At 71.5% G+C, this 25723-nt stretch carries 22 protein-coding genes; 10 read left to right on the top strand and 12 right to left on the bottom strand.

Translation table 11 applies throughout. The annotated features are described in order from the left end of the window. Positions 1 to 37: 37 nt before the first annotated feature. Complete coding sequence (locus BKK81_RS23040) at positions 38 to 1456, bottom strand: MFS transporter (RefSeq protein ID WP_083384370.1); 1419 nt, start codon at positions 1454 to 1456, stop codon at positions 38 to 40. A gap of 247 nt (positions 1457 to 1703) precedes the next feature. Between BKK81_RS23040 and BKK81_RS23035 the strand changes: the two genes are divergently transcribed. Then, a complete protein-coding gene (locus tag BKK81_RS23035; RefSeq protein ID WP_071018014.1) occupies positions 1704 to 2324 on the top strand; it encodes a TetR/AcrR family transcriptional regulator in 621 nt (206 codons plus the stop codon). 34 nt (positions 2325 to 2358) lie between these two features. Here BKK81_RS23035 and BKK81_RS23030 read toward each other — a convergent pair whose 3' ends face one another. Then, complete coding sequence (locus tag BKK81_RS23030) at positions 2359 to 3795, bottom strand: sigma-54 interaction domain-containing protein (RefSeq protein WP_071022101.1); 1437 nt, start codon at positions 3793 to 3795, stop codon at positions 2359 to 2361. Positions 3796 to 4326: 531 nt separating this feature from the next. Between BKK81_RS23030 and BKK81_RS23025 the strand changes: the two genes are divergently transcribed. From BKK81_RS23025 to BKK81_RS23015, 3 genes are all read left to right on the top strand, one after another. Further along, a complete protein-coding gene (locus BKK81_RS23025; RefSeq protein ID WP_071018012.1) occupies positions 4327 to 5727 on the top strand; it encodes a GntP family permease in 1401 nt (466 codons plus the stop codon). A gap of 23 nt (positions 5728 to 5750) precedes the next feature. Then, the gene (locus tag BKK81_RS23020) at positions 5751 to 6545 is read left to right on the top strand and encodes a 3-hydroxybutyrate dehydrogenase (RefSeq protein WP_071018011.1); all 795 of its coding nucleotides are present in this window, start codon (positions 5751 to 5753) and stop codon (positions 6543 to 6545) included. Between the two features lie 583 nt (positions 6546 to 7128). Next, on the top strand, positions 7129 to 8922 hold the full coding sequence (locus BKK81_RS23015; RefSeq protein ID WP_071018009.1) for a methyl-accepting chemotaxis protein: 1794 nt from the start codon (positions 7129 to 7131) through the stop codon (positions 8920 to 8922). 141 nt (positions 8923 to 9063) lie between these two features. On the opposite strand, the gene metC is transcribed toward BKK81_RS23015, so the two are convergent. The 4 genes from metC to BKK81_RS22995 form a co-directional block, all read right to left on the bottom strand. After that, positions 9064 to 10326: a cystathionine beta-lyase gene (gene metC / locus BKK81_RS23010; RefSeq protein ID WP_083384368.1), complete on the bottom strand. Its 1263-nt coding sequence runs from the start codon at positions 10324 to 10326 to the stop codon at positions 9064 to 9066. A gap of 122 nt (positions 10327 to 10448) precedes the next feature. Next, positions 10449 to 11654, bottom strand: a complete 1206-nt coding sequence (locus BKK81_RS23005; RefSeq protein ID WP_335582886.1) for a Bug family tripartite tricarboxylate transporter substrate binding protein — start codon at positions 11652 to 11654, stop codon at positions 10449 to 10451. 264 nt (positions 11655 to 11918) lie between these two features. After that, the gene (locus BKK81_RS23000) at positions 11919 to 13547 is read right to left on the bottom strand and encodes a rhodanese-like domain-containing protein (RefSeq protein ID WP_071018007.1); all 1629 of its coding nucleotides are present in this window, start codon (positions 13545 to 13547) and stop codon (positions 11919 to 11921) included. A gap of 239 nt (positions 13548 to 13786) precedes the next feature. After that, complete coding sequence (locus tag BKK81_RS22995; protein WP_071018005.1) at positions 13787 to 14374, bottom strand: cysteine dioxygenase family protein; 588 nt, start codon at positions 14372 to 14374, stop codon at positions 13787 to 13789. Between the two features lie 127 nt (positions 14375 to 14501). Between BKK81_RS22995 and BKK81_RS22990 the strand changes: the two genes are divergently transcribed. Next, positions 14502 to 15368 (top strand): LysR substrate-binding domain-containing protein, encoded by an 867-nt coding sequence (locus BKK81_RS22990; protein WP_071018004.1) that lies wholly within the window; start codon positions 14502 to 14504, stop codon positions 15366 to 15368. Between the two features lie 107 nt (positions 15369 to 15475). On the opposite strand, the gene BKK81_RS22985 is transcribed toward BKK81_RS22990, so the two are convergent. The 3 genes from BKK81_RS22985 to BKK81_RS22975 form a co-directional block, all read right to left on the bottom strand. Then, positions 15476 to 16486, bottom strand: coding sequence for a Bug family tripartite tricarboxylate transporter substrate binding protein (locus BKK81_RS22985; RefSeq protein ID WP_071018002.1), 1011 nt, complete (start codon positions 16484 to 16486; stop codon positions 15476 to 15478). A 153-nt stretch (positions 16487 to 16639) separates the two neighbouring features. Further along, positions 16640 to 18049 (bottom strand): amidase family protein, encoded by a 1410-nt coding sequence (locus BKK81_RS22980; protein WP_071018000.1) that lies wholly within the window; start codon positions 18047 to 18049, stop codon positions 16640 to 16642. Between the two features lie 198 nt (positions 18050 to 18247). After that, on the bottom strand, positions 18248 to 19030 hold the full coding sequence (locus BKK81_RS22975) for a FadR/GntR family transcriptional regulator (protein WP_071017998.1): 783 nt from the start codon (positions 19028 to 19030) through the stop codon (positions 18248 to 18250). 194 nt (positions 19031 to 19224) lie between these two features. On the opposite strand from BKK81_RS22975, the gene BKK81_RS22970 reads away from it, so the two are divergent. Together BKK81_RS22970 and BKK81_RS22965 are read left to right on the top strand one after the other, a co-directional pair. Beyond that, on the top strand, positions 19225 to 19890 hold the full coding sequence (locus BKK81_RS22970) for a TetR/AcrR family transcriptional regulator (RefSeq protein WP_071017996.1): 666 nt from the start codon (positions 19225 to 19227) through the stop codon (positions 19888 to 19890). Positions 19891 to 20019: 129 nt separating this feature from the next. Beyond that, the gene (locus tag BKK81_RS22965; protein ID WP_071017994.1) at positions 20020 to 21300 is read left to right on the top strand and encodes a YbfB/YjiJ family MFS transporter; all 1281 of its coding nucleotides are present in this window, start codon (positions 20020 to 20022) and stop codon (positions 21298 to 21300) included. 61 nt (positions 21301 to 21361) lie between these two features. Here the strand turns inward: BKK81_RS22965 and BKK81_RS22960 are convergent, their stop codons facing one another. Next, positions 21362 to 21748: a hypothetical protein gene (locus BKK81_RS22960; RefSeq protein WP_071017992.1), complete on the bottom strand. Its 387-nt coding sequence runs from the start codon at positions 21746 to 21748 to the stop codon at positions 21362 to 21364. Between the two features lie 111 nt (positions 21749 to 21859). Continuing rightward, positions 21860 to 22564 (bottom strand): Crp/Fnr family transcriptional regulator, encoded by a 705-nt coding sequence (locus tag BKK81_RS22955; RefSeq protein ID WP_071022097.1) that lies wholly within the window; start codon positions 22562 to 22564, stop codon positions 21860 to 21862. Between the two features lie 119 nt (positions 22565 to 22683). Here BKK81_RS22955 and BKK81_RS22950 point away from each other — a divergent pair, with 119 nt between their 5' ends. Then, positions 22684 to 23409 carry a Coq4 family protein gene (locus BKK81_RS22950; protein WP_071017990.1) on the top strand — a complete coding sequence of 242 codons (726 nt, stop codon included), beginning with the start codon at positions 22684 to 22686 and terminating at the stop codon, positions 23407 to 23409. 46 nt (positions 23410 to 23455) lie between these two features. Here the strand turns inward: BKK81_RS22950 and BKK81_RS22945 are convergent, their stop codons facing one another. Then, the gene (locus BKK81_RS22945) at positions 23456 to 23983 is read right to left on the bottom strand and encodes a winged helix-turn-helix transcriptional regulator (RefSeq protein WP_197524044.1); all 528 of its coding nucleotides are present in this window, start codon (positions 23981 to 23983) and stop codon (positions 23456 to 23458) included. Positions 23984 to 24071: 88 nt separating this feature from the next. Between BKK81_RS22945 and BKK81_RS22940 the strand changes: the two genes are divergently transcribed. Then, the gene (locus BKK81_RS22940; RefSeq protein ID WP_071017988.1) at positions 24072 to 24467 is read left to right on the top strand and encodes a YybH family protein; all 396 of its coding nucleotides are present in this window, start codon (positions 24072 to 24074) and stop codon (positions 24465 to 24467) included. A gap of 126 nt (positions 24468 to 24593) precedes the next feature. Further along, the gene (locus tag BKK81_RS22935; protein ID WP_071017986.1) at positions 24594 to 25709 is read left to right on the top strand and encodes an NADH:flavin oxidoreductase/NADH oxidase; all 1116 of its coding nucleotides are present in this window, start codon (positions 24594 to 24596) and stop codon (positions 25707 to 25709) included. Positions 25710 to 25723: the final 14 nt, after the last annotated feature.

Here is a 25723-nt window from a genome sequence, read left to right as displayed (position 1 = left end):
AACGAAGAAACGGAGGTTCAGGGGAAGCTCGCGGCGATCAGGGCGCGGCGCCGGCAGCGGCCCGGCGCCGCCCCAGTTCGTGCAGCAGATCCCGATGCATGCCCGGCGTCACCGGGTAGAAGTAGGCGAACACCATGCCCACCACGAGCAGCGCCATCGGCCCCTGCCACAGCATGGCCCAGATGCCGTCGAGGGTCGCCGGCGCCTGGGCCTGGTTGGCGGCGAAGCCGAGCGCGCCGAGCAGGTGGCCGACGCCGCCGACGGCGATGGCGAGCGCGCCCTTCTGCGCGAAGGCGATCACGCCGAAGATCGTGCCTTCGCCGCGGATGCCGGTGCGCCACTCCCCGTACTCCACGGTGTCGGGAATCATGGCCCACGACGCCAGCAGGGTGGCGGCGCTGGCGAAGCCGATCACGCCCAGCAGCAGCAGCAAGGCGGGAACACCCGGCGTGCCGAGCGCGCCGAGCACGGCATAGGCGCCGATGGCAAGCCCGCCGCCGGCCAGGGCCACCAATCGCTTCGACGTGCGCCGCATCAGCCATGCCCACAGCGGCACGGCGATGAAGACCTGGAGTGCGACCACGCCGAGCGCGGTGCCGATCAGGTCTTCCCGGTGCAGGGCGTACTTCAGCACATAGGGCAGTGTCTTGGACAGGAAGGTACCGGCGGCCATGAGCGCGACCGACATGCCGCAGACCAGCAGGAAGGCGCGGTTGCGCAGCACCACCGCCAGGGCGTCGCGCACGGAGAGGGTGTGCGCATCGGCTTGCACGCGCTCCTCGGTGGAAAGGAAGGTCAGCAGGAAGACCGGCAGCGACACCACCGCGTACAGGGTCATCACCGCCAGGAAGCCCTGCTTCTCGTCGCCCGCGCCGAACCCATGCACCAGCTTCAGTGTCAGCAGCGCCACCAGCAGGCCGGCGCTGCTGGCGCAGACCATGCGGGCGGCGGCCAGGCCGCCGCGCTCCTGGCTGCTGCGCGTCAGCGTCGCCATCAGCGAGTTATAGGGCATCGACAGGACGGTGTAGGCGGTGCGGAACAGCATGTGCGTGCCCAGCACCAAGGCGAGCAGGCGATCGCCGGTGGCCGCGCTCGGATAGAACATCGCGATGAAACTGAGCGCGAGCGGGATGCAGCCGAACAGCAGGTAAGGCCGATAGCGGCCCCAGCGGGTGCGCGTGCGGTTGGCGAGGAAGCCTGCCACCGGATCGCACAGCGCGTCCCACAGCATGGCGGCGCCGAAGATCCACCCCGCCGTGGCCGCGGACAGCCCGACGACGTCCGTGTAGTAGTACAGGAGGTACAGGGTGGTCGCCTGCCAGTACAGGTTGAAGGCGAAATCGCCGATGCCGAAGCCGAGCTTCGCGCGCAGCGTGAGCCTGTCGCCGCCGGCCGGCACGGCGGCCGGGGCCTCCGGCCGGGCCGGCGACGTTACCGAGTCGAGATTTGCAGCCATCGTTCCACGCCCCTCGCCCGCAAGCGATCCCGGCGAGCAGCGTCTCCCCCTGGAAACCGCTGCGCCATCCGCCGTAAAATTATCCACTCGGATAATTTATCAACGGCGCGCCGGAAGCGTCAAGCGAGCGCGGCTCAGTACAATCCCTGAAACGACGCCGTGCGGCGCCACGCGATACGCTCCAGGCCGCGGCGCAGATCGCCTGGACGATCGCGCCATCCGGCGTGAACCCCTGAGGAATCTGTAGATGCGCACTGCCAGGCAGGCACAACAGGAACGAAGTGAACAGACGCGAGCCCAGATACTCGGCATCGCCCTGGAGCAGTTCTCGACACGTGGTTTCGATGCAGTCAGCCTGCGCGAGATCGCGGAGATGGCCGGCGTCAACCACGCCATGATCCGCTACTACTTCGGCGACAAGGAAAGCCTCTGGCGCGAGAGCGTCACCTACCTGTTCGAGCGCTTCGCGCAGGAACTGGAACCGCCCCGGCCCGGTCCGCAGGGCTACGCCCTGGAGGCGGTGCAGGAGTACATCCGCAACTATGTGCGGTATTGCGCGCGCCATCCCGAGCACGCGCGCCTGATGATGCAGGAGGCCAATCGCGACTCCGAGCGCTTGCAGTGGATGGCGCAGGCCTTCATCCGCCCGCGCCACGACCTGACCGTGCCGCTGATCGAGGTCGTCAGCCGGCAGACCGGCGGACTCGCGCGGATCGATCCGGTGATGCTGCTGTACATGGTGACCGCCATCGCCCAGGTTCCCTACCTGCTCACCGCCGAAATGAAATATGCGCACGGCATCGACGCCTTGCGCGAGAAGACCATCGAGGCGCATTGCGAGGCCGTGCTGGCCTTCATCTTCCGCTGAAGGCCGGCGCGCACCGGCGCGGGCCGGCGCGGGCTCAGGCGCGGCTGCCCGCCGCCGGCGCCGCCGGGGAGGCGCCGGCATCGATACCCAGCGCGGCGATCTTCTTGTACAGGGTGGCGCGCCCGATGCCGAGCGCACGGGCGGCTTCCGCCACGCGGCCGCCGGCGGCGCGCAGCGCCTCGGCCAGCAATTGCCGCTCGAAGGCTTGCATCGCCGCCTCGTAGCGCAGCGGCGCGGCCTCGGCGGGCGGCGCCGGTTCGTCCTCCATGGCGGCTTGCGGCAACACCTCGCTGCCGCGCCCGTCGCCGACGAAGCGCGCCAGCGCGCGCGCGTCGATGCGCTCGCTGTCGGACAGCATCACGGCACGCTCCAGCGTATTGCGCAGCTCGCGCACATTGCCCGGCCAGCGATAGGCGCACAGCAGCCGCAACGCGGCCTCGTCCAGTTCCAGGTGGCCGGCCTCGCGCTGGGTGGCGAGCTTGTCGAGGATGGCATAGGACAGCGCCTCGATATCGCCCGGACGCTCGCGCAGGGGCGGCACGTGGATGGTCAGCACGTTGAGGCGGTAGTACAGGTCGGCGCGGAACCTGCCCTGTGCCACCAGCGCCGGCAGGTCGGCCGAGGTGGCGGCGATGATGCGCGCATCGGCGCGCACGATGCGGTTCGAACCCAGCGGCTCGAACTCCTTGTCCTGCAGCACGCGCAGCAGCTTGCCCTGCAGCGGCAGCGGCATGTCGCCGATCTCGTCGAGGAAGAGCGTGCCGCCGTGCGCCAGCTCGAACTTGCCGACCCGCCCCTTGCGGTCGGCGCCGGTATAGGCGCCGGCGGCCGCGCCGAAGAACTCCACTTCGAGCAGCGCGTCGGGGATGGCGGCGACGTTGACGGTGACCAGCGGCTGGTCGGCGCGCGCCGAGGCGCCGTGGATCGCATGCGCCAGCAGTTCCTTGCCGGTGCCGGTCTCGCCCAGCAGCAGCACCGGCGAGTCGAGCTGCGCGGCGCGCCGGGCCAGGCGCTTGGTCTCCAGGCTGGCGGCGCTGGTACCGACGAAGCTGGAGAAGGTGTACTTGGCGCGACGCGCCTGCGCCAGCGACTGCCGCGTGGCGATCAGCTCGGCCTGCAGGCGCGAGTACTGGCTGAACAGCGGCGTCAGCGCACGCAGCTCGTCGAACAGAGCGAAGCCGACCGCACCGATGGTCTGGCCCTGGCCGTCCTTGATCGGCAGGCGCGTGACCACCAGCGGATCGCGGCCGCTCTCCAGGATGTCGAGCAGGATGGGCTCGCCGCTGGTCACGACCTCGCGCATCAGGCTGTTGGGGATGACCGCCTCGCAGTCGCGGCCGATGGCGTCGCGCGGGTCGGTAAAGCCGAAGCGTGCGGCGTAGAGCCGGTTGATCCAGACGATGCGCGCGTCGCGGTCGACCACCACGGTGCCCTCGCTGGAACGGTCGAGCGTGTCGAACAGCGTCTGCATGGCCAGCTTCCTGACGTGGCCGTAGTCGGCCAGCAGCGTGCCGCTGTCACCGCCGGGGTCGATGCCGATGCTGCCGTCGGCGCCGCTGGCGGCGTCGTTGCGCGGAAGATCCATTGTTTTGTCTCGAAGGGGGTCGCGTATCGCTGGCGACCTCGAATTCTCTGGTTGGAGACAATGCGGTCTCGATAGCGAGACAGCATTGCAGCCCTGTCATGCGGGAGACATGGCGGGCTTTTAGGCTTCATCGCGTGCTTCGCGGCGGGGCCCCGCCGCGCGGCGGGGCTGCGGGTGCGCCGGTGGACGTCTCCATTTGGAGACAAATTGTACCTGCCGCCGGCCCGCGCCCCGCGCGCGCGGCCGCCGGCAGGCGCCGAGACACCGCCCCGATGCCTGCCAGGCCGCGCCAGGCAAGGCTTTGCGGGCAAGTGGCACGCTTCGTGCGATGCCACGCCGCCGCACGGCGCGACGTACGCCGCGTGCCATCCCTTCCCCCGACAACGTGTCCGCACGGACCATCCGATTGGAGACAAGATGTCCTTCATCATCGTGATCGCCGCCCTGGCGTTCCTGATGCTGGTCGCCTACCGCGGCTATAGCGTGATCCTGTTCGCCCCCGTCGCCGCCCTCGGCGCCGTCCTGCTGATCGACCCCGGCGCCGTGGCACCGGTGTTCTCCGGCATCTTCATGGAGAAGCTGGTCGGCTTCGTCAAGCTGTACTTCCCGGTGTTCCTGCTGGGCGCGGTGTTCGGCAAGGTGATCGAACTGTCCGGCTTCTCCGAGTCGATCGTCGCCGCGGCGATCAAGTACATCGGCCGTTCGCGCGCCAACGCGGTCATCGTGGCCGTGTGCGCGCTGCTGACCTATGGCGGCGTGTCGCTGTTCGTGGTGGTGTTCGCGGTCTATCCCTTCGCCGCGGAACTGTACCGGCAGAGCAATATCCCCAAGCGGCTGATGCCGGGCGCGATCGCCCTCGGCGCCTTCAGCTTCACCATGGATTCGCTGCCGGGCACGCCGCAGATCCAGAACATCATCCCCACCACCTTCTTCAAGACCACCGCCTGGGCGGCGCCCCTGCTGGGCACCATCGGCGCGGCCTTCATCGTGGTGGTCGGCCTGTCCTACCTGGAATGGCGCCGCCGCGCGGCGGCCGCGCGCGGCGAAGGCTATGGCGATTCGCTGCTGAATGAACCGGAGCGGGTCGATTCGACCGACCTGCCCAATCCGGTGCTGGCGATCGCTCCGCTGATCCTGGTCGGCGTGGCCAACTTCGCGCTGACCAAGCTGATCCCGCAGTGGTACGGCGACCAGTACACGGTGGATCCGTCGATACTGCCGGGCGTGCACGCTCCGCTGAACGTGTCGATCAAGGGCGTGGTGGCGATCTGGGCCGTCGAGGGCGCGCTGCTGCTCGGCATCCTGCTGGTGATGCTGACCGCCTTCGGCCGCGTGCGCGACCGCTTCGCCAACGGCACCAAGACCGCCGTCTCCGGCGCCCTGCTGGCCACGCTGAACACCGCGTCCGAATACGGCTTCGGCGGTGTCATCGCGGCGCTGCCGGGCTTCCTGGTGGTCGGTGACGCATTGAAGAGCATCCCGAACCCGCTGGTCAACGCCGCCGTCTCCGTCTCGACCCTGGCCGGCATCACCGGCTCGGCGTCGGGCGGCATGAGCATCGCGCTGGCCGCGATGTCGGACACCTTCATCAAGACCGCGCAGGAAATGCAGATTCCGCTGGAGGTCCTGCACCGCGTGGTCGCCATGGCCAGCGGCGGCATGGATACGCTGCCGCACAACGGCGCGGTCATCACCCTGCTGGCGGTGACCGGCCTGTCGCACCGCGAGTCCTATCGCGACATCTTCGCGGTCACGCTGATCAAGACGCTCGCCGTGTTCTTCGTCATCGCCACCTTCTATGTGACCGGCCTGGTCTGATCACGCACAGGATCCCCACCCTCATGACTACCTCCCCCTCTTCCGCCCCGCTCGCGGGCAAGACCGCCCTCGTCACCGGCTCCACCAGCGGCATCGGCCTCGGCATCGCCAAGGCGCTGGCGCAGGCCGGCGCCAACCTCGTGCTGAACGGCTTCGGCGACGCCGCCGGCGCACTGGCGCAGATCGAGGCGCTGGGCGTGCGCGCCGCGCACCACGGCGCCGACATGAGCCGCCCCGCCGAGATCGAGGCCATGCTGGCCTTCGCGGCGCAACGCTTCGGCGCCGTCGACATCCTCGTCAACAACGCCGGCATCCAGTTCGTCGCCCCCATCGAGGACTTCCCCGCCGAGCGCTGGGACGCCGTCATCGCCATCAACCTGAGCGCCACCTTCCACGCCATGCGCGCCGCGCTGCCGGCGATGCGCCAGCGCGGCTGGGGCCGCGTGATCAACATCGCCTCGGTGCACGGCGTGATCGCTTCGGCCGGCAAGTCCGCCTACGTGGCGGCCAAGCACGGCGTGATCGGCTTGACCAAGGTGGCCGCGCTGGAAACCGCGCGCACCGGCATCACCGTCAACGCGATCTGCCCCGGCTGGGTGCTGACGCCGCTGGTGCAGCAGCAGATCGACGCCCTCGCCGCGCGCGAGGGCCTGACAGTGGAAGCAGCCTCGGTGAAGCTGCTGGGCGAGAAGCAGCCTTCGGCGCAGTTCGTCACGCCCGCGCAGATCGGCGCGCTGGCGGTGTTCCTGTGCTCCGACGCCGCCAGCGAGATGCGCGGCGCGGAACTGAAGATCGACGGCGGCTGGACCGCGCAGTAAGGCAGGCGGCTGCAGCAGGCGGGCGCGCGCCGCGCGCTCCCTGCCTGCCGCGCACGCCACCCGGCAGGCGCATGCGCTCGGTGCAGTTGATGTAGCCCTCGATGCACACCGGCGCTTCCCCCCGCGCTTGCGCGACCTGATCCTCTCTCCCCGCCCGCCGGGCGCACACTGCGCCCGCGCAGGCATCCTCGGCGCACCTCGCCTCCCTCCCCGAGTGCATGAAAAAAACGGCGCCCCCGACCCGGGGGCGCCGTAAAGCGGTGCGGGGAAGCACTTACGCTATGCCGGCCAGGCCGGCACCCGTGCAATAACGGCCGGCACCGGGCCGCATTGAGCGCCGAGGCGGCGCCACAGGCCCGCCTGCGGCACGATGTCGCAGGCTGCCGCCACACGAATGCGGCGAGAACGCCGCAATCGCGGCACCGCTTGCCGGAAATTGCCACGGCACCCCGCATCCGCCGTAAATCCCGCCACCCCCCGACCGTTAACCGATGACGACCCTCGCCGCGCAACGCGGCCCGGATCGTCCGCGGGCAGGCCCGTCCGCCCCGCCATCGACAGGACATCGACAGGAGCATCCCCCATGAAGATCCGCGACATGAAGATCGGAACACGCCTTGCCTTCGGCTTCGCGGTCATCCTGGCACTGCTGGTCCTGAACACCGCGTTCAGCGTCTACCGCATGCGCGAACTCTCGCAGCAGACGCGCGCCATGATGAGCGAGCCGCTCGCCAAGGAACGGCTGGTGGCCGACTGGACCTCGCTGGTCGCGGTCGGCATCGTGCGCACCTCGGCCATCGCGCGCAGCAGCGATCCCGCGCTGGCGGGCTTCTTCGCGGAGCAGACCAAGGCCTCCTCGGCACGCGGCGCCGCGCTGATGAAACAGATCGAAGCGCAGGCCGACGAGACCGACAAGCCGGTGCTGCGCCAGGCCGCCGAGGTGCGCCAGGCCTACATCGCCGCGCGCGACGAGATCATGAAGATCAAGGGCAGCGCCAGCGAGGCCGAGATCGAGCGCCTGATGCAGGAGCGCTACCTGCCCAGCGCGAAGGGCTACGAAGAGGCGCTGCGCTCGCTGCTGGACCTGCAGCGGCAATCGATCAACGCCACCGCGCAGCGCATCGACGCGCTGGCCGAACGCACCCGCACGGTGCTGATCGTCACGGCGGCACTGGTGGCGGCCTTCGCCATCGGCTTCGCCTGGTGGCTGACGGTGGGTATCACGCAACCGATGCGGCACGCGGTGCAGGCGGCCCAGCGCGTCGCGCAGGGCGACCTCTCCGGCCAGGCCGGCGCGCAGGGCGGGCCCTATGCGCGCGACGAGTCGGGCCAGCTGCTGCAGGCGCTGGCCGAGATGCGCGGCAGCCTGAACGGCATCGTGCACGAAGTGCATCGCGGCACGCAGACCATCGGCGGGGCCTCCCGGCAGATCGCCGCCGGCAACCTGGACCTGTCCTCGCGCACCGAGCAGCAGGCCAGTTCGCTGCAGGAGACCGCGGCGTCGATGGAGGAACTGACCTCCACGGTGCGGCAGAACGCCGACAACGCGCGCCAGGCCAACCAGCTCGCCGTGTCCGCCTCGGCCGTCGCCAACCACGGCGGCGAGGTGGTGGCGCGCGTGGTGCAGACCATGGAGTCGATCCACACCTCGTCGCACAAGATCGTCGAGATCATCGGCGTGATCGAAGGCATCGCCTTCCAGACCAATATCCTGGCGCTCAATGCCGCGGTGGAAGCCGCCCGCGCCGGCGAACAGGGCCGCGGCTTCGCCGTGGTGGCCGGCGAAGTGCGCGCGCTGGCGCAGCGCTCGGCCAGCGCGGCCAAGGAGATCAAGAGCCTGATCGACGCCTCGGTGGCGCAGGTCGGCGAAGGCAGCGCGCTGGTCGGCCAGGCCGGCAGCACCATGGCCGAGATCGTCGAGAGCGTGAAGCGCGTCACCGACATCATGGGCGAAATCACCGCCGCCACCCAGGAACAGACCACCGGCATCGAGCAGGTCAACCAGGCCATCACGCAGATCGACGAGACCACGCAGCAGAACGCCGCCCTGGTGGAACAGGCCTCGGCCGCCACCCAGGCGCTGGAAGACCAGGCACGCCTGCTGCTGCAGGCGGTCGGCACCTTCCGGCTGGACGCGGGCGCTGGCATCGAGGCCGCGCCGCCGGCGTCCGCGCAGCCAGTACAAGCCGCCCGCGCCGGCAAACCCGAGGCCGGCGCGGGCGCCACGCAGGGCACGGCGCCGCGCTCCCCCCGGCAGCCGGCGCGTCCGGCCCGGCTGCCGGCGCAGCGCCTGGAGCCGGCGATGGCACAGCCGCAACGGCAGGCCGCGGCGGCGCGCGCGGCCGCGGCATCGTCGGACGATTGGGAGCAGTTCTGAGCCGCGCTTCGCCGCGCGACGGACCCGCTCAGCGCATCGCTTCCACCTCCACCTGGGAGCGCGGTATCCCGGTCGACGGCGACGGATCGTCGGCGAAGGGCTTGCAGCCGGCCTGGCGGCCGTCCTCGACGAGCCAGCCAGTCATCGATGATGCCCGTCTTCGTTCTCCATGCAGGCCGCCGGCACGGCGCCGGCCGACGATCGTTGCGGTACGCACGGTGCATGCGGCACACCATCGCCGAGCGCGGCGAAACCGCGCGCCAGGTCGGTGATCAGGTCCTCCACGCCTTCCAGTCCGATATGCAGGCGGACCAGCGGCGTGCTGCCGGACCAGTCGCCGACCGAGCGCGCGCGGGCCATGTCGGCCACCGTGGCCAGGCTCTCGAAGCCGCCCCAGCTGGCGCCGATGCCGAACAGCGACAGGCTGTCGACGAAGCGCTCGGCCGCGGCCAGGCCGCCGCTGCGCAGCGCGAACGACAGCAGGCCGTTGGTGCCGCGGCAGTCGCGCCGCCACAGCGCGTGGCCGGGGTCGCCGGGCAGCGCCGGGCAGTACACGCGCGCCACCTCGGGCCGCGCCTGCAGCCACTGCGCCACCGCCAGCGCGCCGGCCTGGTGCTGGGCCAGACGCGCGCCCAGCGAGCGCATGCCGCGCTGCACCAGGTAGGCATCGTCGGCGCTGACCGCCATGCCGAAGGCGTCGGCCAGCGCGGCCAGCCGCGGCCAGGCGGCCTCAGTGGTGCAGACGGTGCCCATCATCACGTCGGAATGGCCGCCCAGGTACTTGGTGGCGGCCATCAGCGAGATGTCGGCCCCCAGCGCGAGCGGCTGGTACAGCAGGCCTGAACCCCAGGTGTTGTCGGCCGCCACCAGCGCGCCGTGCGCGTGCGCCAATGCGGCGATGGCGGGCAGGTCGCACATCTCGTAGGCCAGCGAGCCCGGCGCTTCCACGTAGACCAGCCGCGTCTCGGGCCGCAGGCGGCGCGCGAGGTCGCTGCCGTCGGCGGCATAGAAGCCGGCCGTCACGCCATGCTCGCGCAGGAAGCCGCCGGCCAGGTTGCGCACCGGCTCGTAGACGCAGTCGGGCAGCAGCACGTGCTCGCCGGGACGCAGGCAGGCGAGCAAGGTCATGGCGGCGGCGGCCAGGCCGCTGGGAAAGAGGCGGGTGCGGTAGCCGCCTTCGAGTTCGGTGACCATGTCCTCGAGCGCGAAGGCGGTGGGATTGCCGCGCGCGCCGTAGGTGAAGAGGCGTTCGCTGGCGCGGCGCGCGCGCATCTCGCGCATCTCGGCGGTGGAGGCGAACAGCACCGTGCTGGCGCGGACCACCGGCGGGTTGACCGGCTGCCCGCCCGGCACGTCGGCATGGCGGCCTGCTCGGGCAAGGCGGGTCGGAAGGGTGTGCTTCATGGTTGGCCTTCGGAATGGACGGGCGGAAGTGGTGGGCGGAGGCGGCCGGCGCAAGTGCGGACAGGCGGGGCGCGGCGCGGCCCCGGCGATCGCCTCGCAAGGGCCGTGCCGCCGCGGGGTCTTCAATCCAGGTGCGCGCCCGACAGCTTGACGATCTGCGACCAGCGCGAGATATCGCTCTTGAGCTGCGCGCCGAAGGCCTCGGGCGAACTGGCCACCACGTCGCTGCCGCCTTCGTTGATCTGGCGCACCACGTCGGGCTGGTGCAACACCTGCACCAGCGCGCGGTTCAGGTGCGCCACGCGCTCCGGCGGCGTGCCGGCGGGCACGAAGATGCCGTACCAGTCCTCGAAACGCAGGTTGCGGTAGCCCAGTTCCTCCAGCGTCGGCACCTTGGCGAACACGCCCAGCCGGCGCGGGCTGGTCACTGCCAGCGCGCGCATGCGCCCGGCCTGCACGAAGCCGGCCACCGACGAGGTCGAGGTGATCAGCACGTTCACCTGGCCGCCCAGCAGGTCGTTGATGGCCGGGCCCGCCCCCTTGTAGGGCACGTGCTGCAGCGAGACGCCGGCATCCTTGTCCAGCACCACGCCGACCAGGTGCGACAGCGTGCCGTTGCCCGGCGTGGCAAAGGTGATGCGCTGCGGCTGCGCCTTGGCCTGTGCGGCCAGCTCGGCGAAGGTCTGCCAGGGCGCGTTGGCCGCCACCACGATGGCCAGCGGCGCGGCGTTGATCTGCGTGACGGGCTTGAACTGCTTGACAGGATCGAAGCCCGGCGCGGCGTACAGCGTCGGGTTGACCGCCATCACCGAGACCTGCGAGGTCAGCAGGGTGTAGCCGTCGGCCTTGGACTCGGCCACCGAGCGCGTGCCGATATTGCCGCCGGCACCGCCGCGGTTGTCGACCACCGCCGACTGCCCCAGCACCTCGGCCAGGCGGCTGGAGACGATGCGCGAGACGGCATCGTTGCCGCCGCCCGCCGGGAATGGCGAGACGATGCGCAACGGCTGCGCCGGGTAACCGCTCACCGGTGGCAGCGGCGCCAGCGGCTGCGCGACCGCGGCCAGCGCCACGCTGCCGGCGGCGCCGCACGCCCCGGCCAGCGCCGCCAGGCGCGCCAGCGTGGTGCGCGCACGGCGCCGGACCGGCTGGCAGTGCGCGGGCGGGCCGCCGGACCCGGGGGTATGCAGCGGCGCGCGCAGGGACAGCGGCCGCGCGGCGAGCACGTGCGGCGCCGGCTTCCGGGCGGGCTTCAGGGCGGGCTTCAGGGCCGACGACAGCGCGCGCAGCAAGCGGGCGGAACGGCCTGGCGAGGGAAAGCGGAACATGAGACCTCCTGGGGGCGGATGGGTGAGTCCTGGCAAGGCGCGGGCCAAGGCCCGGCCGCGTGTCTGCACCTTCGAGCAAGGCGGGGAATCGTGGCCGCGCGACTCTGTCCGGCCCGGCGCGTCCGGCGTTGCCACGAGGGCGACGGCGCGGACAGCGGGCTCGGCCTGGCGGGGTCGCTTGCGGCGGTTCATGTCAGGCGGGTGGCGGATGGATGCCGGGTCGACGGCCGGTGGATCGCAGGTCGAAGGCCGGACGGCGGTGGTTCAGGCCGCCGGCAGGAAGCGGAACAGCGCCAGTTCCTGCGCATCGAGCTGGGCCACCAGCCCGGTTTCCCAGGCCAGGTAGCGGCGCGCCGCCTCCTTGTTGCCGTCATGCCGGTCGTGCACGAAGAACAGGAAGTCGATGCAGCGCGCGTCGGGCAGTGCCTCCGGTGCGCCGTTGCCGCGCCGCAGCGGCAGGCCGGCGGCCTCCCAGGCCTCGATGCCGCCGGCCAGGCGGCGCACGTCGCCATAGCCGAGCGCGGCGAGGTCGGCCGCCGCCAGCGCGGCGAGGTCGGCCTCGCCCACGATCACCAGCGTGGTGTCGCGCGGCACGCCGGCCAGGTCGGCCGCCAGGCGCGGCCGGATCGACCACAGGCTGCCCGGCACGCGCGCGGCGCGGAAGGCCATGCCGGGGCGCAGGTCGAGCGCGGCCATCTGCTGCGCGGCGAGGCCGTCGCGCAGCTCGCCCGGCGCCACCTCGGCCAGTGCGTTGCCGGCACCGGCGGCCAGCGGTGCCGGCGCCGCCAGTCCGGCGGCGCGTCCGGCCTCGAGGCCGCCCGCCAGCACCACCGCGTCGTGGCCCATCTGGCGCAGCCAGCTCGCCACCACCAGCGCGCGCACGCCTTCCGCGTCGAACAGCACCAGGCGCGCGCGGCGCACGCCGAGATACTGGTCGGTGGCCTGGATCAGCTGGCCGCCGGGCGTGTGCTGCGCGCCGGGCAGCGAACCGGCGGCGAATTCCTCGGGCGTGCGCACGTCGCACAGGAAGGTGCTGCGGTCCGCATCGGCCAGCCATTGCGCGGCGGTGGCGGCATCGATGCGCGGCACGCCGGCGCGGCCGGCCAGCGCCTCGGCGGCCTGCCGCGCGGCCTCCTGCCCGGCCGGCCGGGTGTGCTCGGGATAGTGGGCGGTGCCGCCATGCTCCAGCGTGAAATCGTTCAGGTACCAGCCCTGCGTGCCGTTCTCCAGCGCGTAGACCGGGTTGGGCACGCCGAGGTTGATCAGGGTCTGCGCGCCGATGATGCTGCGCGTGCGGCCGGCGCAGTTGATCACGATCGGCGTGGACGGATCGGGCACCAGGTCGCGCAGGCGCCAGGCCAGCTCGCCGTTGGGGCAGCAGCGCGCGCCGGGAATGTTCATCTTGCGGAATTCGCCGAGCGGACGGCCGTCGAGCACCACCGGCGCTGCCGCGCCCGCCTGCAGCGCGGCCAGCTCGGCGGCGCTGACGCGCGGCGTGCCGTAGTGGTGCTCGGCCAGCTCGCCGAAGGTCTTGGACGGCACGTTGACGCCGGCGAACAGCACGTAGCCGGCGGCCTGCCAGGCGGGCACGCCCCCGGCCAGCGTGAAGACGCGGCGGTAGCCCAGGGCCGCCGCGGCGCGCGCGGCCAGCGCGGCCACGCCGTCGCCGTCGTCGGCCAGCACGATGCGCGTGGCCAGGCTGGGCGCGAGGCGGCCGAGGTCGAGCTCGAAGCGGCTGTAGGGCAGCGGCACGGCGAGGAAGGGATGCCCCTCGCCGTACTGGCCGTGCTCGCGCACGTCGAACAAGGCGATCTCCTCGTCGTCGTGCAGCCAGGCCTTCAGGGTGCGGGCATCGATGGTTTCCGCCGCGGGGCGGTTAGCGGGCGTGGACATAGGGTGTGTCGGGCAAGGTTCGGGCAGGTCGCCGGCCAGCACGAGAGGGACGACGCTGGAGGCAACCGGCAGAAAACGGGCAAGAAAGCAGGCAAAAGGAGAAAAAACGGGCAAAAGCGGGCCCCGACTCTCCGCGCGGGGAGGCTCGATCCGCAAAGGTCCGATCAGGCGTGTGGCGATGGCGGCGGCGTGCCGGCACGGCAGTCCGTGCCGGCACGCCGCTCAGGCGCGCGGCAGGTTCAGCGCCGCGTCTGCACGCCGACCTGCATCACCTGGCAGGTGCCTTGCTCCAGGTCGAAGCTGAGGCGCTCGGTCAGCGTCTCCAGCGCGCGGCCGTACATATGCAGGTGGCGGATGACGTCGTCGCCGCGGATCTCCACCGAGTGGATGTCGTCCGGCAGCAGGGCGATGCCGGTGCCGGGACCGACCTCGACGGTATGCGAGTGCGCCAGCGTGCCGAAGCCGGGACGGCTGCCGTCGTCGGTGCGCCGGTAGACGTCGTTGTATTCGATGCCGCTGACCCCGGCCACGCAGGCCCAGGTGGTGTGGTTGTGCGGCGGGATGCGCTTGCCGGGGCGCATCACGTTCAGGTAGAGCGCGTAGGTCTGGTCGGGATCCTCGGCGATCAGGTAGCGCGCCTGGCGCTCGCCCGCCTCGGGCGGCGGATAGTCGCCCTCCGACCACAGTTCGGGCCGCGCGGCGAGGTCCTGCACGCGCGCCAGCACCTGGGCCAGCGCGGGACGCGTGACGCCCGCCATCTCTACAATATTCCTGATGGATTGAAGGGTCTCATCCACCGTCGACTTGCGTTGCTGTGCCACCGACATGTCTCTAGAATCCTTATATGGATATGATTTTTTCGTGCGATTTTTCGCATCGGTCATCTCACTGTAAAGAAATCCCTGTGGCGATACCACTTAGCCACCCAAGAAAATCCATTAGCAAACCTGATGAATGGAAACCTTCGATCTTGATCTGCTGCGCACCCTGGTGACCATCGCCGACTGCGAGACATTCGGCGCCGCCGCGGTCAAGCTCGACCGCACCCAGTCGGCGGTCACGCAGCAGATGCAGCGGCTGGAGGAGCAACTCGGCCTGAACCTGTTCGAGCGCCAGGGCCGCAACAAGCAGCTCAGCCGGCACGGCGACAAGCTATTGGAATACGCGCGCCAGTTGCTGGCACTCAACGATGAGGCGCTGCGGGTGATGCGCGAGGGTGACCTGACCGGCTCGCTGCGCATCGGCGCGCCGCACGACGTGGCCGATACGCTGCTGCCGGGCCTGCTGTCGCATATCGCGCGCGCCTCGCCCGCACTGCGGCTGGAGATCCACGTGGGACGCAGCCCCTTCCTGATGGAATCGCTGCGCCGCGGCGAGATCGACCTGACCCTGTCGACGCGCGAGGACAGCGCGCTGGACGGCTTCCCGCTGCGCACCTCGCCCACCATCTGGGTCTGCGCGGCGGACTTCGCCTACGAACGCGGCGCACCGGTGCCGCTGATCCTGGCCGACGAACCCAGCCTGTTCCGCCGGCTGGCGCTGGACGCGCTCAAGGAAAGCGGTGTGCCGTGGCGCGCGGCCTACCTCGCGCCCAGCCTGATCGGCATCAAGGCCGCCATCCGCGCAGGGCTGGGCGTGACCGCGCGCAGCATCGACCTGCTGGGCGCCGACATGCGGGTGCTGGGGGACAAGGACGGGCTGCCGCGCTTGCCCGACGTGACCTACTACCTGTGGGCGCGGCCGAACGCGGTCAATCCGGTGGCGCGCCAGGTGTTCCTGATGCTCAAGGCGACGCTGCAGCGGGGGCTGGGGGCAGGCTGAAGCAGCGACGCTGCGGTGCGATGGCACTGCGGCGGCGGGCCATGCACCCGGCCGCCGCCCATGCCGCCCGCTCTGCTTGTGTCACGCTGGCTTCGGTCGCCCTCGACTCAGTCGCCCTTGAAGCCGGATGCCTTGATGACCGGGCCCCAGCGTTCCGACACGCCGCTGACATAGCGCGCCACCTCCTCGGGCGAGGAACCGGCCAGCAGGTCGTAGCCGGTACGCTCCAGCTTGTCGCGCACATCGCCCATCGCCAGCGCCTTGCGCACCGACTGCTGCCACTGCCCCAGCACAGCGGGCGGCGTGGCGGCCGGCGCATAGAGCAGGTAGCGCGAGGCGGCCACCAGCTCCGGATAGCCGGCCTCGGCAAAGGTGGGCACGGCTGGCAGCGCGTCGGCGCGCCGCTCGCCGGCCACGGCCAGCACGCGCAGCTTGCCGGCGCGATGGTATTCGACGAAGGTGGTGGTGGCATCCATGCCGGCGGCGATCTGCTTGCCCAGCACCTCGGTGACCAGCGGGCTGCCGCCACGGTAGGGCACGATGGTGCTGCCGGTGCGCGCACGCGCGACGAACTCGGTGGCGAGGAAATGCAGCAGCGTGCCGACCGTGCTGATGCCGATCGAGTGAGCCTTCGGCTCGGCCCGCGCGGCCTGCACGAACTGCGCCAGCGTCTTGTAGGGCGCGTCGGCCGGCACCGCCAGGCCGAACTGCACACCCGCCACGTCGGTGATCGCGGTGAAGTCGGTGGCCGGCTGGTAGCGCAGGTTGCTGTAGATCAGCGGCGCGATCACCATGGTGTCGACCGGCGTCAGCAGGACCGTGCCGCCGTCGGCCGGCGCGTGCTTGAGCGCCTCGGCGGCGACGCGGGTGCCGGCGCCGGGCCGGTTGTCGACCAGCACGGTGCGCCCCAGCGTGTCCTTCAGCTTCTCGGCCAGCAGGCGCCCCATGAAGTCCGCCGGGCCGCCCGGCGGGAAAGGTACGATGATGCGCGCCACCGACTGGGCACTCGTGGCGCTGGCGGCGCGCGGCAACGCTGCGCCGGCACAGAGCGCGGCGGCGCCGGCCAGCCAGGCGCGCCGCGAATAGCGGGACGCGCCCGCGTGGTTGTCGTCTTGCATGTCTCCTCCTGGTTGCTGCCTGTGTTTTCGCCAGGCTAGTGGTCGTACGGCTTGTTGTCCTGCTGCGCGGCGGCGCACCGCGCGGCGTCGCACCGCATGCCGTGGCCCGGCGCGCTGCGACCGTCCGGGACGCCGCGCGGCGCCCGCCGCCGTTCAGCGCGCGCTGAACGGCAGAAAGCCTGCCGCCCGCTCGATGACTTCGCCGGCGCGCAGCAGCAGGTCTTCGCGGAAGCGCCACGCCACCAGTTGCACCCCCATCGGCACACCACCGGCCAGGCCGGTGGGCACCGACAGGCCCGGCACGCCCAGGCCGGCGGTGGCCAGCAGCGGGCTCTGCGCCGCCACCAGCGCGCGCATGTCTTCCACGCTGCCGGTATCCATGTCCTGCCGCACCGGGCGCTGCCACGACACCGGCATCAGCACCAGCGGATAGCGCTCGAAGAACACCGCCCACTGGCGCGCCAGCGTCTGGCGGCGCGCCAGGCCGTCGAGGAAACCGTCGCGGTCGGTTTCGGCCATGCCTTCCATCATGTTGTGCAGGCTGCGGCGGATGGCCTCGTCGCCGTGCTCGCGCACGCCCGCGACGACGCTGCGGCGCGCGTCGTCGGTGGTCAGGGTGCGCCACAGTTCGGCGGCCTCGAGGAAGCCGGGCAAGGCAGCCTCCTCGACCACGTAGCCGGCCGCCTGCAGCCAGCCGGCGGCCTGATCGAGTGCCGCGCTCACGGCGGGATCGACGGCAATGCCCGGGCAGTGCCGGAACAGCGCCACGCGCAGCGGGCCCGCCGGCAGCGGCAGTTCCAGCGGCACCGGTACCCATGACGGATCGCGCGCATCATGGCCGGCCATGGCGTGGAAGCCCAGGCGCAGGTCACCCACGCTGCGCGCCAGCGGCCCTTGTACCGACATCAGTTGCGGCGTGATGCTGCGCTCGGCGGTGGCACTCGGGTTGTAGGCGGGGACGCGGCCCACGGTCGGACGCAGGCCGGCCACGCCGCAGGCATAGGCCGGATAGCGAATCGAGCCGCCGATGTCGTTGCCATGCGCGAGCGCGCCCATGCCGGTGGCCACCGCGGCAGCCGCGCCGCCGCTGGAGCCGCCGGGGGTGACGGCTGGGTCCCAGGGATTGAGCGTGCGTCCGTGCAGGCCGTTGTCGGTGAACCAGCGCCACGAATAGGTCGGCGTATTGCTGCGCCCGACGATGATGGCGCCGGCGGCACGCCATTGCGCCACCAGCGGCGCATCCTCGCGCGCGATGTGGTCGCGCAGCGGGATCACGCCGTTGCTGGTGGCATGGCCGGCCTGGTCGACGTTGATCTTGATGGTGACCGGCACGCCGTGCAGCGGGCCCAGCGCGGCGCCCGCGGCGCGCGCGCGGTCGGCGGCATCGGCGCTGGCCAGTGCCGCGTCGGCCAGCACCTCGGTGAGCGCGTTGACGCGCGGATTGCATTGCGCGATGCGCTCCAGCACGCTGGCGGTGACTTCGCGGCAGGACACATCGCCATGGCGGACGGCCGCCGCGACTTCGGCGGCGCTCAGGGACCACAGTGCAGCTTGGGCAGGCATGGTGCAGGACTCCACAAGTTGAGGGTGAGGGCAAAAGCGATCCCCGCCGCCCGCTTGCGGAAGAAGCGGGCGGTCCTGCGTCAGGCAGCGTCAGGCAGCGTCAGGCAACCGTCAGGCAACGATCAGGCAGCTGTCAGGCAGCGGGGCGGAACCCGGCGCGCGGCTGGCCGCGCGCCGGCGGAAACAGTGGCAGCGCGCTCAGTCGCCTGGCTCGGCGCCGGTCAGCAGGCCGGCGCGGTCCATGCGCGCCTCGGCCTCCAGCGCCAGCGCCTCCGCGCATGCCATGTGCTCGCGCATCAGCTCACGCGCGCGCGCCGCGTCGCGCGCACGGAAGGCGTCCATCAGCCCGGTGTGGCTGTGCAGGACGTCCTCGTCGAAGCGGTCGAAGCCATCCTGCGCGTGGCGCACGATGATGACGCGGCGGATGATGTCGTTGAGCAGGCGGCAGAACAGTGCCAGCATCGGGCTGTCGCAGGCGTCGGCGAGGCGGTCGTGGAACAGCAGGTCGGCCTCGCGCCGCGCGTTCCAGTCGGCGCTGCCGCCGTGCGCCGGATGGCTGAGGCCGATCAGCGCCTCCAGTTCCGCCAGGTCGGCCTCGCTCAGCCGGGTCGCCACGTTCGCGGCCAGTTCGGGCTCAACGGCGCGCCGCAGCGCGTACAGCGTCCTGATGTCGACCGGCTGGAAGTAGAGATAGCTCGACACCGCATCCAGGCAGCGCTCATAGGAGGGCGGCGTCAAGGTGGCGCCGCCGTTGGGCCCGGTGCTGACCGACACCAGGCCCTGCACCTGCAGCGCGGCCAGCGCCTCGCGCACGGTACCGCGCGAAACGCCGAGCTGCTCGATCAGCGCCGCTTCCTGCGGCAGCCGGTCGCCGGCCTGCTGCTCGGTATCGACGATCCAGCGCTTGATGCCGGCCACCACCTGGTCCGAGCGCTTGATGCGCTTGCCGGCGGGGAGCGGGGGCTTGGGAGGAAGGCTCATCGGCTTCGGTCTATTTATGATGATAAATAGGATAAATAGCACCGGGCATCGATTCGATCCAGTGAGGGTGTTCCCTTAGCCGGCGGCGCGGCCGCTCCGCCGCCAGCGCGAAGGATTCACCTTGCATTTCGTATCGATCGATATAGTATGTTCTGTATCGATCGACATAAAACAGTGCGCGCGCTGCCTGCCTCATGCCAAGACCCCGCGAATTCAACGAAGCCGATGTGCTCGACGCCGCCACCGACGCGTTCTGGGCACACGGCTACGAAGCCACTTCGACGCGCGACCTGGTGCGCGAGACAGGACTGACCCAGCCGAGCCTGTACAACGCCTTCGGCGACAAGCGCGCGCTGTTCCGGCGCGTGCTGGAGCATTACCTGGAGCGCTCGCTGCGTGAGCGCATGGCACGCCTCGAAGGTGCGCACGCACCCGCCGAGGCGATCGCGGCCTTCTTCGGCGAGACCGTCGAGCGCTCGCTGAACGATCCGCTGCGGCGCGGCTGCCTGCTGGTCAACTCGGCGCTGGAGGCCCGGCCCGAGGATGCCGAGCTGAGCGCCGCCATCGCGCAGGAGATCGGGCAGATCGAGGCCTTCTTCGTGCGTTGCCTGCGCGCCGCCCAGGCCCGGGGCGCGCTGCCGGCGGCCACCCCGCCCGAAACCGGCGCCGCCCACCTGCTGGCCGTACTGCTGGGCGTGCGGGTGCTGGCGCGCACACGCCCGGAGCGCACCCTGATCACTACCGCCGCGGCGAGCGCGCTGCGCTTGCTCGGCCTGCCGCCGATGCCACCGATTGCGCCGGCCGGCGACGCCGCCGCCGCCGCACCCTCCGCGCCGCGCGACTCGCCGCGCCACCGCTAGGCGTCTGCGTGCCGCGCCGGGCACCAGCGGACGCGGCCCCCCACCCTGCCATCCCCGCCGCCGGCGCCAGCGCCGGCCGGCCCCTCTGCGACCCGCGCCACCGTTGCCGCGCGCCGCCAAGGACCCGTCATGCCTGAATCCAGCATCGCCACCGCCGCGAGCGGGGCCGCCAGCCCGGCGGCGAGCCCCGCCGCAAGCCCCGCGGCCGGCAACGTCGCCCTCGCCATCCTGGCCGGCTTCAGCGCCAGCCTGCTGGCCATCGGCCTGGCCCGCTTCGCCTACACACCGCTGATCCCGCCGCTGATCCAGGCGCACTGGTTCACCGCCGCGCAGGCCGTCACGCTGGGCGCGGCCAACTTCGCCGGCTACCTCGCCGGCGCCCTGCTCGGCCGCCCGCTGGCGCGCGCCGCCGGCAACCGCGCCGCGCTGCGGGCGATGATGCTGCTGGCTACCGCGGCGTTCTTCGCCTGTGCCTATCCCCTCTCGGTCAGCTGGTTCTTCCTGTGGCGCTTCGCCTCCGGACTGGCGGGCGGCGCCATCATGGTGCTGGCCGCCTCGGCGGTCCTGCCGCACATCCCGGCGACCCGGCGCGGTTTTGCCGGCGGCATGATCTTCGTCGGACTCGGCGTCGGCATCGCCGCCTCGGGCACGCTGATTCCGCGCCTGCTGCAGCAAGGCCTGCAGCAGACCTGGCTGGGCCTGGGCGTGCTCGCCCTGCTGCTGACCGCCGTGAGCTGGTTCGGCTGGCCGGCGGACCCACCTCCGGCAGCCGCCGCTGCGAGCCCGCATACCACCGCGCACACCACCCCGCCCCACGCCGCGCCGGCTCCGCGCAAGGCACTGGCGCTGCTCTATGCCCAGTACGCCGCCAACGCCCTCGGACTGGTGCCCGTCATGATGCTGCTGGTCGACTACGTGGCACGCGGACTCGGACGCGGCGCCGCGACCGGCGCCGCCTGCTGGGTGCTGTACGGCGCCGCCGCCATCGCCGGCCCGCTGGCCTGCGGCTACATCGCCGACCGCATCGGCTTTGCCAAGGCCTACCGCATCGCCCTGGCCCTGCAGGTCATCGGCACGGCCCTGCTGGTGCTCAGCAGCAACGCCATCGCCATCGGCCTGGCCACGGTCATCCTGGGCGCCCTCACACCCGGCGTGGTGACGCTGGTGCTGGGCCGCGTCAACGCCCTGCTGCCGCACGATCCCGCCGCCCAGCGCGCGGCATGGAGCCGCGCCACCACGGCCTTCGCGCTGTGCCAGGCGGCCGGCGGCTATGGCTACGCATGGCTGTTCGCCCGTTCGCACGGGCATTACACGCTGATCTTCGCCTGCGGCACGGTCGCGCTGGTGCTGGCGTGGGTGGCGGATGTGGTGGGGGGAAGCGCTGCGGGGGAAGGCCGCTTGGCGGCTTGAACAGGCATCGCGCCGCCGGGCCCGTGGCGCCACCGCCGACGGGCGGCGGCCGTGGTTCTCCTCAGTGCGCCGTGCCCGGCTTGCAGTCCTCGACCCACCCCGCCACGCGGTTCTCGCTCATCAGCGGCCGCCATTCGCCCGCGCTGCGGATTTCCACATTGGTGCCCGCCTGGGCCCGGCGCAGGCTGATCAGGTAGAAGTAGCGGTAGTCGGCGCTCTCGGCATAGCCGACCCGCACGTCGACCTTGCCCGGTTCCGGGTAGGCGACGATGCTGGCGTCCTGGTCGAGCCGTGCCTTCAGGCACAGCACGAGGTCGCTGGTACTGGCCGGCGAGTGGATGCGGCGGGGTTCCTTGGCCTGGATGTAGTCGGCGCTGACGCCGTTGGCGCAGGCGGCGAGCAGGGGTGCGGCGATGGCGCCGGCCAGCATGAGCCGAGCTTTGGACATGCAATCTCCGATGGTGGATGGATCCGCACATGGTACACGCCGGCGGCGGGCCGGCGCGGGGCCGGCGGGCGCTGCCGGGCGGCTGTCGGGCGCAACCGCCGGACACTGCAGTCAGACGCTGCCGGCGAAGCGGCGCAAGCCGGCGAAATCGGTGATCTCGATGGAGCCGCGCGCGCAGTGCAGCAGGCCGCGGCCTTCGAGGTCCTTGAGGATCTGGTTGACGGTCTGGCGCGAGATCGACAGCATGGCGCCGAGCTGGTCCTGCTGCACGCGGATCACGCGCTTGCTGCCGTCGCTGCGCGCGCCGTAGCCGCCGGCGATGGCCAGCAGGCGTTGCGCCAGCCGCAGCGGCGCGGGCAGCAGCACGGTGCCTTCGATGGCCTGGAAGGCCAGCCGCAGCTTCTGCGCGATCAGTTGCCCGAAGGCCTGCCAGTGGGCCGGGTGCCCGGCCAGGAAGGCGTGCAGTTCCGGATGACGGATCTGCAGCAGCAGGGTGTCGGTGTCGATCCAGGCGTCGTGCATATGGGGCTGGGGATCGAACAGGGCCACCTCGCCGAACCATTGCGGCGATTCGGCGATGGCCAGCAGCGCCTGGCGGCCGTCGGCCGAGGTATTGGTCATGCGGATGGCGCCGTCGACGACGAAGTACAGGCCGTCGGGCAGGTCGCCGCGCCCGAACAGGCGCTGCCCCGCCACGAGCGCGCGCGGCCGCGCGGTCTGCGCGATCCACTGCTGCAGTTCAGCGCCGAGGCCGGCGAACCAGGCGCTCGAGCGCAGCGCGGCCTGCCGGGCTTCCGGGGTGGACAAGCGGGACATGGCGTCGAGCGGCGTCAATCGCTGCCTTATGTCGGGAAGACGACATTGTAATCGGGCCTTCCCTGCAAAGATCGTCGCCACTCCGTCCTGTCGCAATCCCTGCCAGAAGGAACCTGCCCATGGCCACCGCGCTCGCCCCCGATCCCTACAAACGTGACTTTCGCACCGCTTTCACCGCGATCCGCAAGTTGCTGCAGAACGGCCACGACACCGCCCAGGTGTTCCTGATCATGCGCGCGCTCAACGGGCCGTCCATGCCGAAGAACTACGCCCGCCTGCTGAGCACGCCCGAGGGACGCCGGCTGGCCTACCGCCGTACCGAGCTGGCCGAGCGCCTCTCCGATCCGGCCTTCATCGCCAGCTTCGCGCCCGGCACGGTCGGCGCGGCCTACCGCGACTTCCTGGAGGCGACCGGCTACAGCGCCAACGGCCTGGCCGAGGTGTCCAACCTCAACAACGAGCCCCTGATCGAAGACGCCTACACCTGGTTCGGCCGGCGTACGCGCGACGTGCACGACATCTGGCACGTGATGACCGGCTACCGCGCCGACGAGAGCCTCGGCGAAGCGGCGCTGGTCGCCTTCAGCTACGCGCAGACGGGCGGCCTGGGCTGGGCCTTCATCGCGGTGGCGGCAGCGCTCAAGAGCCTGCGCCTGACTGGCAGCGCCGCCTTCGCGCGCGCCGTGTGGGAAGGCTACCGCCTGGGCCGGCGCGCCCGCTGGCTGCTGGCCGAAGACTACGAGACGCTGCTGCACGAGCCCATCGAGGCGGCGCGCGAGCGCCTGGGCATCAGCCAGCCGGCGCGCTACCTGGCCTGCAATCCGATGCAGGAGTGGCACGCCTGAGAGGGCGGCCGGTGCGCTGGCGGTGCGATCCGACCGATCGACCTGGTCAGCCGGGCCGGCCTGATGCCTGCCCGGCCGCCGGCGGCCAGCCCGGCCATGCCGGCTGCGGCGCGTGGCGCTTGGACCAGAGATCGATCTGGTCCAGTACCTGCAGCAGTTCCAGGCCGCTGTCGCTGATGCCGTAGGCCACCCCGCGCGGGAAGGTCTGCAACTGGGTCCGCTCCACCAGGCCGCGCCGCTCCAGGCCGTCGAGACGCACCGACAGCACCTTGGGCGCGATGCCCGGCAGGCAGCCCGCAAGTTCACCGTGACGCAGCGGCCCGGCGCCGCGCAGATGCCACAAGATCAGCGCGTTCCAGCGGTGGCCGAGGAAAGCCAGCCAGTCCTCGACCGGGCAGGCGGCCGGCCGGCGCAGGGCGGGCAGATCGGGCTGCATCTGCGGCTGTGCCGCGGCGGCAGCCGCGCCGCCACCCCGGGCATCGCCAAGGCCATCACCGGGGCCATCGCGAAAGCCATCGCCAAGCGGCCCGCCGAAGGCATCGGCCTTGCCGGCCGCATCCTGTCCTGCTCGCAACACCCTGCACTCCTTCCCGTTTGGATAGCGCTGGCGCGCCGTGGTCTGATCGCGGCCCGATCTACCAGGAAAGCCGAGCTTCCCCACCATGTCCGCCCCGTTCCAGGTCATGACGCCCGCCGCGATGAATGAAACCTTCGCACGCGCGTTCAACAGCCGCCGCCTCGAAAACCTGCTGGCCCTCTATGAGCCCGACGCCATCCTGAAGACCGATGGCGCCACGCCCGCCTTCGAGGGCGCGGGCCAGATCGCCGGCGCGCTCGGCCAGTTGCTGGTCGTGCCCGGCACCATGCGCTCGCTCAACAACTTCTGCCTGCAGCATGGCGAGCTGGCCCTGCTGCGCGCGGATTATGCCATCCACGACGACAGCGGCGCGCTGGTGCTGGCAGGAAGTTCGGCCGAGATCGTGCGCCGGCAGCCGGACGGCAGCTGGCGCTACGTGGTGGACCACGCCACCGGCGCCAGCCTGCCGCGCGTGGCCTGACGGCCCAATTCCCTGCCGGCGGCGTGGGATCGCGCTGCCGCCGGCAGGATCCGGCCGCCCGGAGTAGACTCGCCTGCCATGCCCGCCGTGGCCGCCGGCCCGGCGCGAACCCGCAGGAGCATCTAGATGAGTCGCCTCTTCTCGCCGCTGTCGATCGGCACGCTGCAGCTCGCCAACCGCATCGTCATCGCGCCGATGTGCCAGTACTCCGCCGAAGACGGCAACGCCACCGACTGGCACATGATCCACCTCGGCCAACTCGCCCTGTCCGGCGCGGGCATGCTGATCCTGGAGGCCTCGGCGGTCTCCCCCGAGGGGCGCATCACGCCCTACGACCTGGGCCTGTACAACGAAGACAACGCCGCGGCGCTGGCGCGCGTGCTGCGCGCGGTGCGCGCCAATGCGCCGATCGCGGTGTCGATCCAGCTGGCGCACGCCGGACGCAAGGCATCCAGCCGCGCGCCCTGGCAGGGCGGCAGCCAGATTCGCCCGGACGAGCCGCTCGGCTGGAAGACGGTGGCGCCGTCGGCGGTGCCGCATGCCGAGGGAGAAGACCCGCCGCATGCGCTGACCCTCGATGAGATGGCGCAGATCCGCGAGGACTTCGCCGCCGCCGCACGCCGCGCCGCCGCGCTCGGCCTGGACGGCATCGAGCTGCATGCCGCGCATGGCTACCTGCTGCACCAGTTCTTGTCGCCGCTGGCCAACCACCGCGACGACGCCTACGGCGGCAGCCTGGAAAACCGCATGCGCTTCCCCATCGAGGTGTTCGACGCGGTGCGCGCCGCCTTCCCCGCCGACAAGCCGGTGTGGGCGCGCATCTCGGCCACCGACTGGGTGCCGGGCGGCTGGGATATCGATGGCACGGTGGCCCTGTCGCAGGCGCTCAAGGCGCGCGGCTGCGCCGCCATCCACGTCACCACCGGCGGCGTCTCGCCGCAGCAGGCGATCAAGCTGGGGCCGGGCTACCAGGTGCCGTACGCGCAGCGCGTCAAGGCCGAGGTGGGCCTGCCCACGCTGGCGGTGGGGCTGATCACCGAGCCGCAGCAGGCCGAGTCCATCCTCGCCAACGACGAGGCCGACGCCGTCTCGCTGGCGCGCGCCATGCTGTACGATCCGCGCTGGCCGTGGCATGCCGCCGCCGAGCTGGGCGCACAGGTCAGCGCGCCCAAGCAGTACTGGCGCTCGCAGCCGCGCGAGTTCAAGGACCTGTTCCTCGGCGCCAGCTTCGGCCAGCGCTGAGCGTCCGCCCTGCC

Origin of the sequence: Cupriavidus sp. USMAHM13, from assembly GCF_001854285.1 — a bacterium.
Classification (GTDB): Bacteria; Pseudomonadota; Gammaproteobacteria; order Burkholderiales; family Burkholderiaceae; genus Cupriavidus; species Cupriavidus malaysiensis.
This window is presented reverse-complemented; position numbering and strand designations above follow the sequence as displayed.

Excerpts from the sequence above, each read along its gene's own strand:
- BKK81_RS23040 (WP_083384370.1), bottom strand. The coding sequence starts at position 1,456 with ATGGCTGCAAATCTCGACTCGGTAACGTCGCCGGCCCGGCCGGAGGCC.
- BKK81_RS23035 (WP_071018014.1), top strand. The coding sequence starts at position 1,704 with ATGCGCACTGCCAGGCAGGCACAACAGGAACGAAGTGAACAGACGCGA.
- BKK81_RS23030 (WP_071022101.1), bottom strand. The coding sequence starts at position 3,795 with ATGCAGACGCTGTTCGACACGCTCGACCGTTCCAGCGAGGGCACCGTG.
- BKK81_RS23025 (WP_071018012.1), top strand. The coding sequence starts at position 4,327 with ATGTCCTTCATCATCGTGATCGCCGCCCTGGCGTTCCTGATGCTGGTC.
- BKK81_RS23020 (WP_071018011.1), top strand. The coding sequence starts at position 5,751 with ATGACTACCTCCCCCTCTTCCGCCCCGCTCGCGGGCAAGACCGCCCTC.
- BKK81_RS23015 (WP_071018009.1), top strand. The coding sequence starts at position 7,129 with ATGAAGATCCGCGACATGAAGATCGGAACACGCCTTGCCTTCGGCTTC.
- metC (WP_083384368.1), bottom strand. The coding sequence starts at position 10,326 with ATGAAGCACACCCTTCCGACCCGCCTTGCCCGAGCAGGCCGCCATGCC.
- BKK81_RS23005 (WP_335582886.1), bottom strand. The coding sequence starts at position 11,654 with ATGTTCCGCTTTCCCTCGCCAGGCCGTTCCGCCCGCTTGCTGCGCGCG.
- BKK81_RS23000 (WP_071018007.1), bottom strand. The coding sequence starts at position 13,547 with ATGTCCACGCCCGCTAACCGCCCCGCGGCGGAAACCATCGATGCCCGC.
- BKK81_RS22995 (WP_071018005.1), bottom strand. The coding sequence starts at position 14,374 with ATGTCGGTGGCACAGCAACGCAAGTCGACGGTGGATGAGACCCTTCAA.
- BKK81_RS22990 (WP_071018004.1), top strand. The coding sequence starts at position 14,502 with ATGGAAACCTTCGATCTTGATCTGCTGCGCACCCTGGTGACCATCGCC.
- BKK81_RS22985 (WP_071018002.1), bottom strand. The coding sequence starts at position 16,486 with ATGCAAGACGACAACCACGCGGGCGCGTCCCGCTATTCGCGGCGCGCC.
- BKK81_RS22980 (WP_071018000.1), bottom strand. The coding sequence starts at position 18,049 with ATGCCTGCCCAAGCTGCACTGTGGTCCCTGAGCGCCGCCGAAGTCGCG.
- BKK81_RS22975 (WP_071017998.1), bottom strand. The coding sequence starts at position 19,030 with ATGAGCCTTCCTCCCAAGCCCCCGCTCCCCGCCGGCAAGCGCATCAAG.
- BKK81_RS22970 (WP_071017996.1), top strand. The coding sequence starts at position 19,225 with ATGCCAAGACCCCGCGAATTCAACGAAGCCGATGTGCTCGACGCCGCC.
- BKK81_RS22965 (WP_071017994.1), top strand. The coding sequence starts at position 20,020 with ATGCCTGAATCCAGCATCGCCACCGCCGCGAGCGGGGCCGCCAGCCCG.
- BKK81_RS22960 (WP_071017992.1), bottom strand. The coding sequence starts at position 21,748 with ATGTCCAAAGCTCGGCTCATGCTGGCCGGCGCCATCGCCGCACCCCTG.
- BKK81_RS22955 (WP_071022097.1), bottom strand. The coding sequence starts at position 22,564 with ATGTCCCGCTTGTCCACCCCGGAAGCCCGGCAGGCCGCGCTGCGCTCG.
- BKK81_RS22950 (WP_071017990.1), top strand. The coding sequence starts at position 22,684 with ATGGCCACCGCGCTCGCCCCCGATCCCTACAAACGTGACTTTCGCACC.
- BKK81_RS22940 (WP_071017988.1), top strand. The coding sequence starts at position 24,072 with ATGTCCGCCCCGTTCCAGGTCATGACGCCCGCCGCGATGAATGAAACC.
- BKK81_RS22935 (WP_071017986.1), top strand. The coding sequence starts at position 24,594 with ATGAGTCGCCTCTTCTCGCCGCTGTCGATCGGCACGCTGCAGCTCGCC.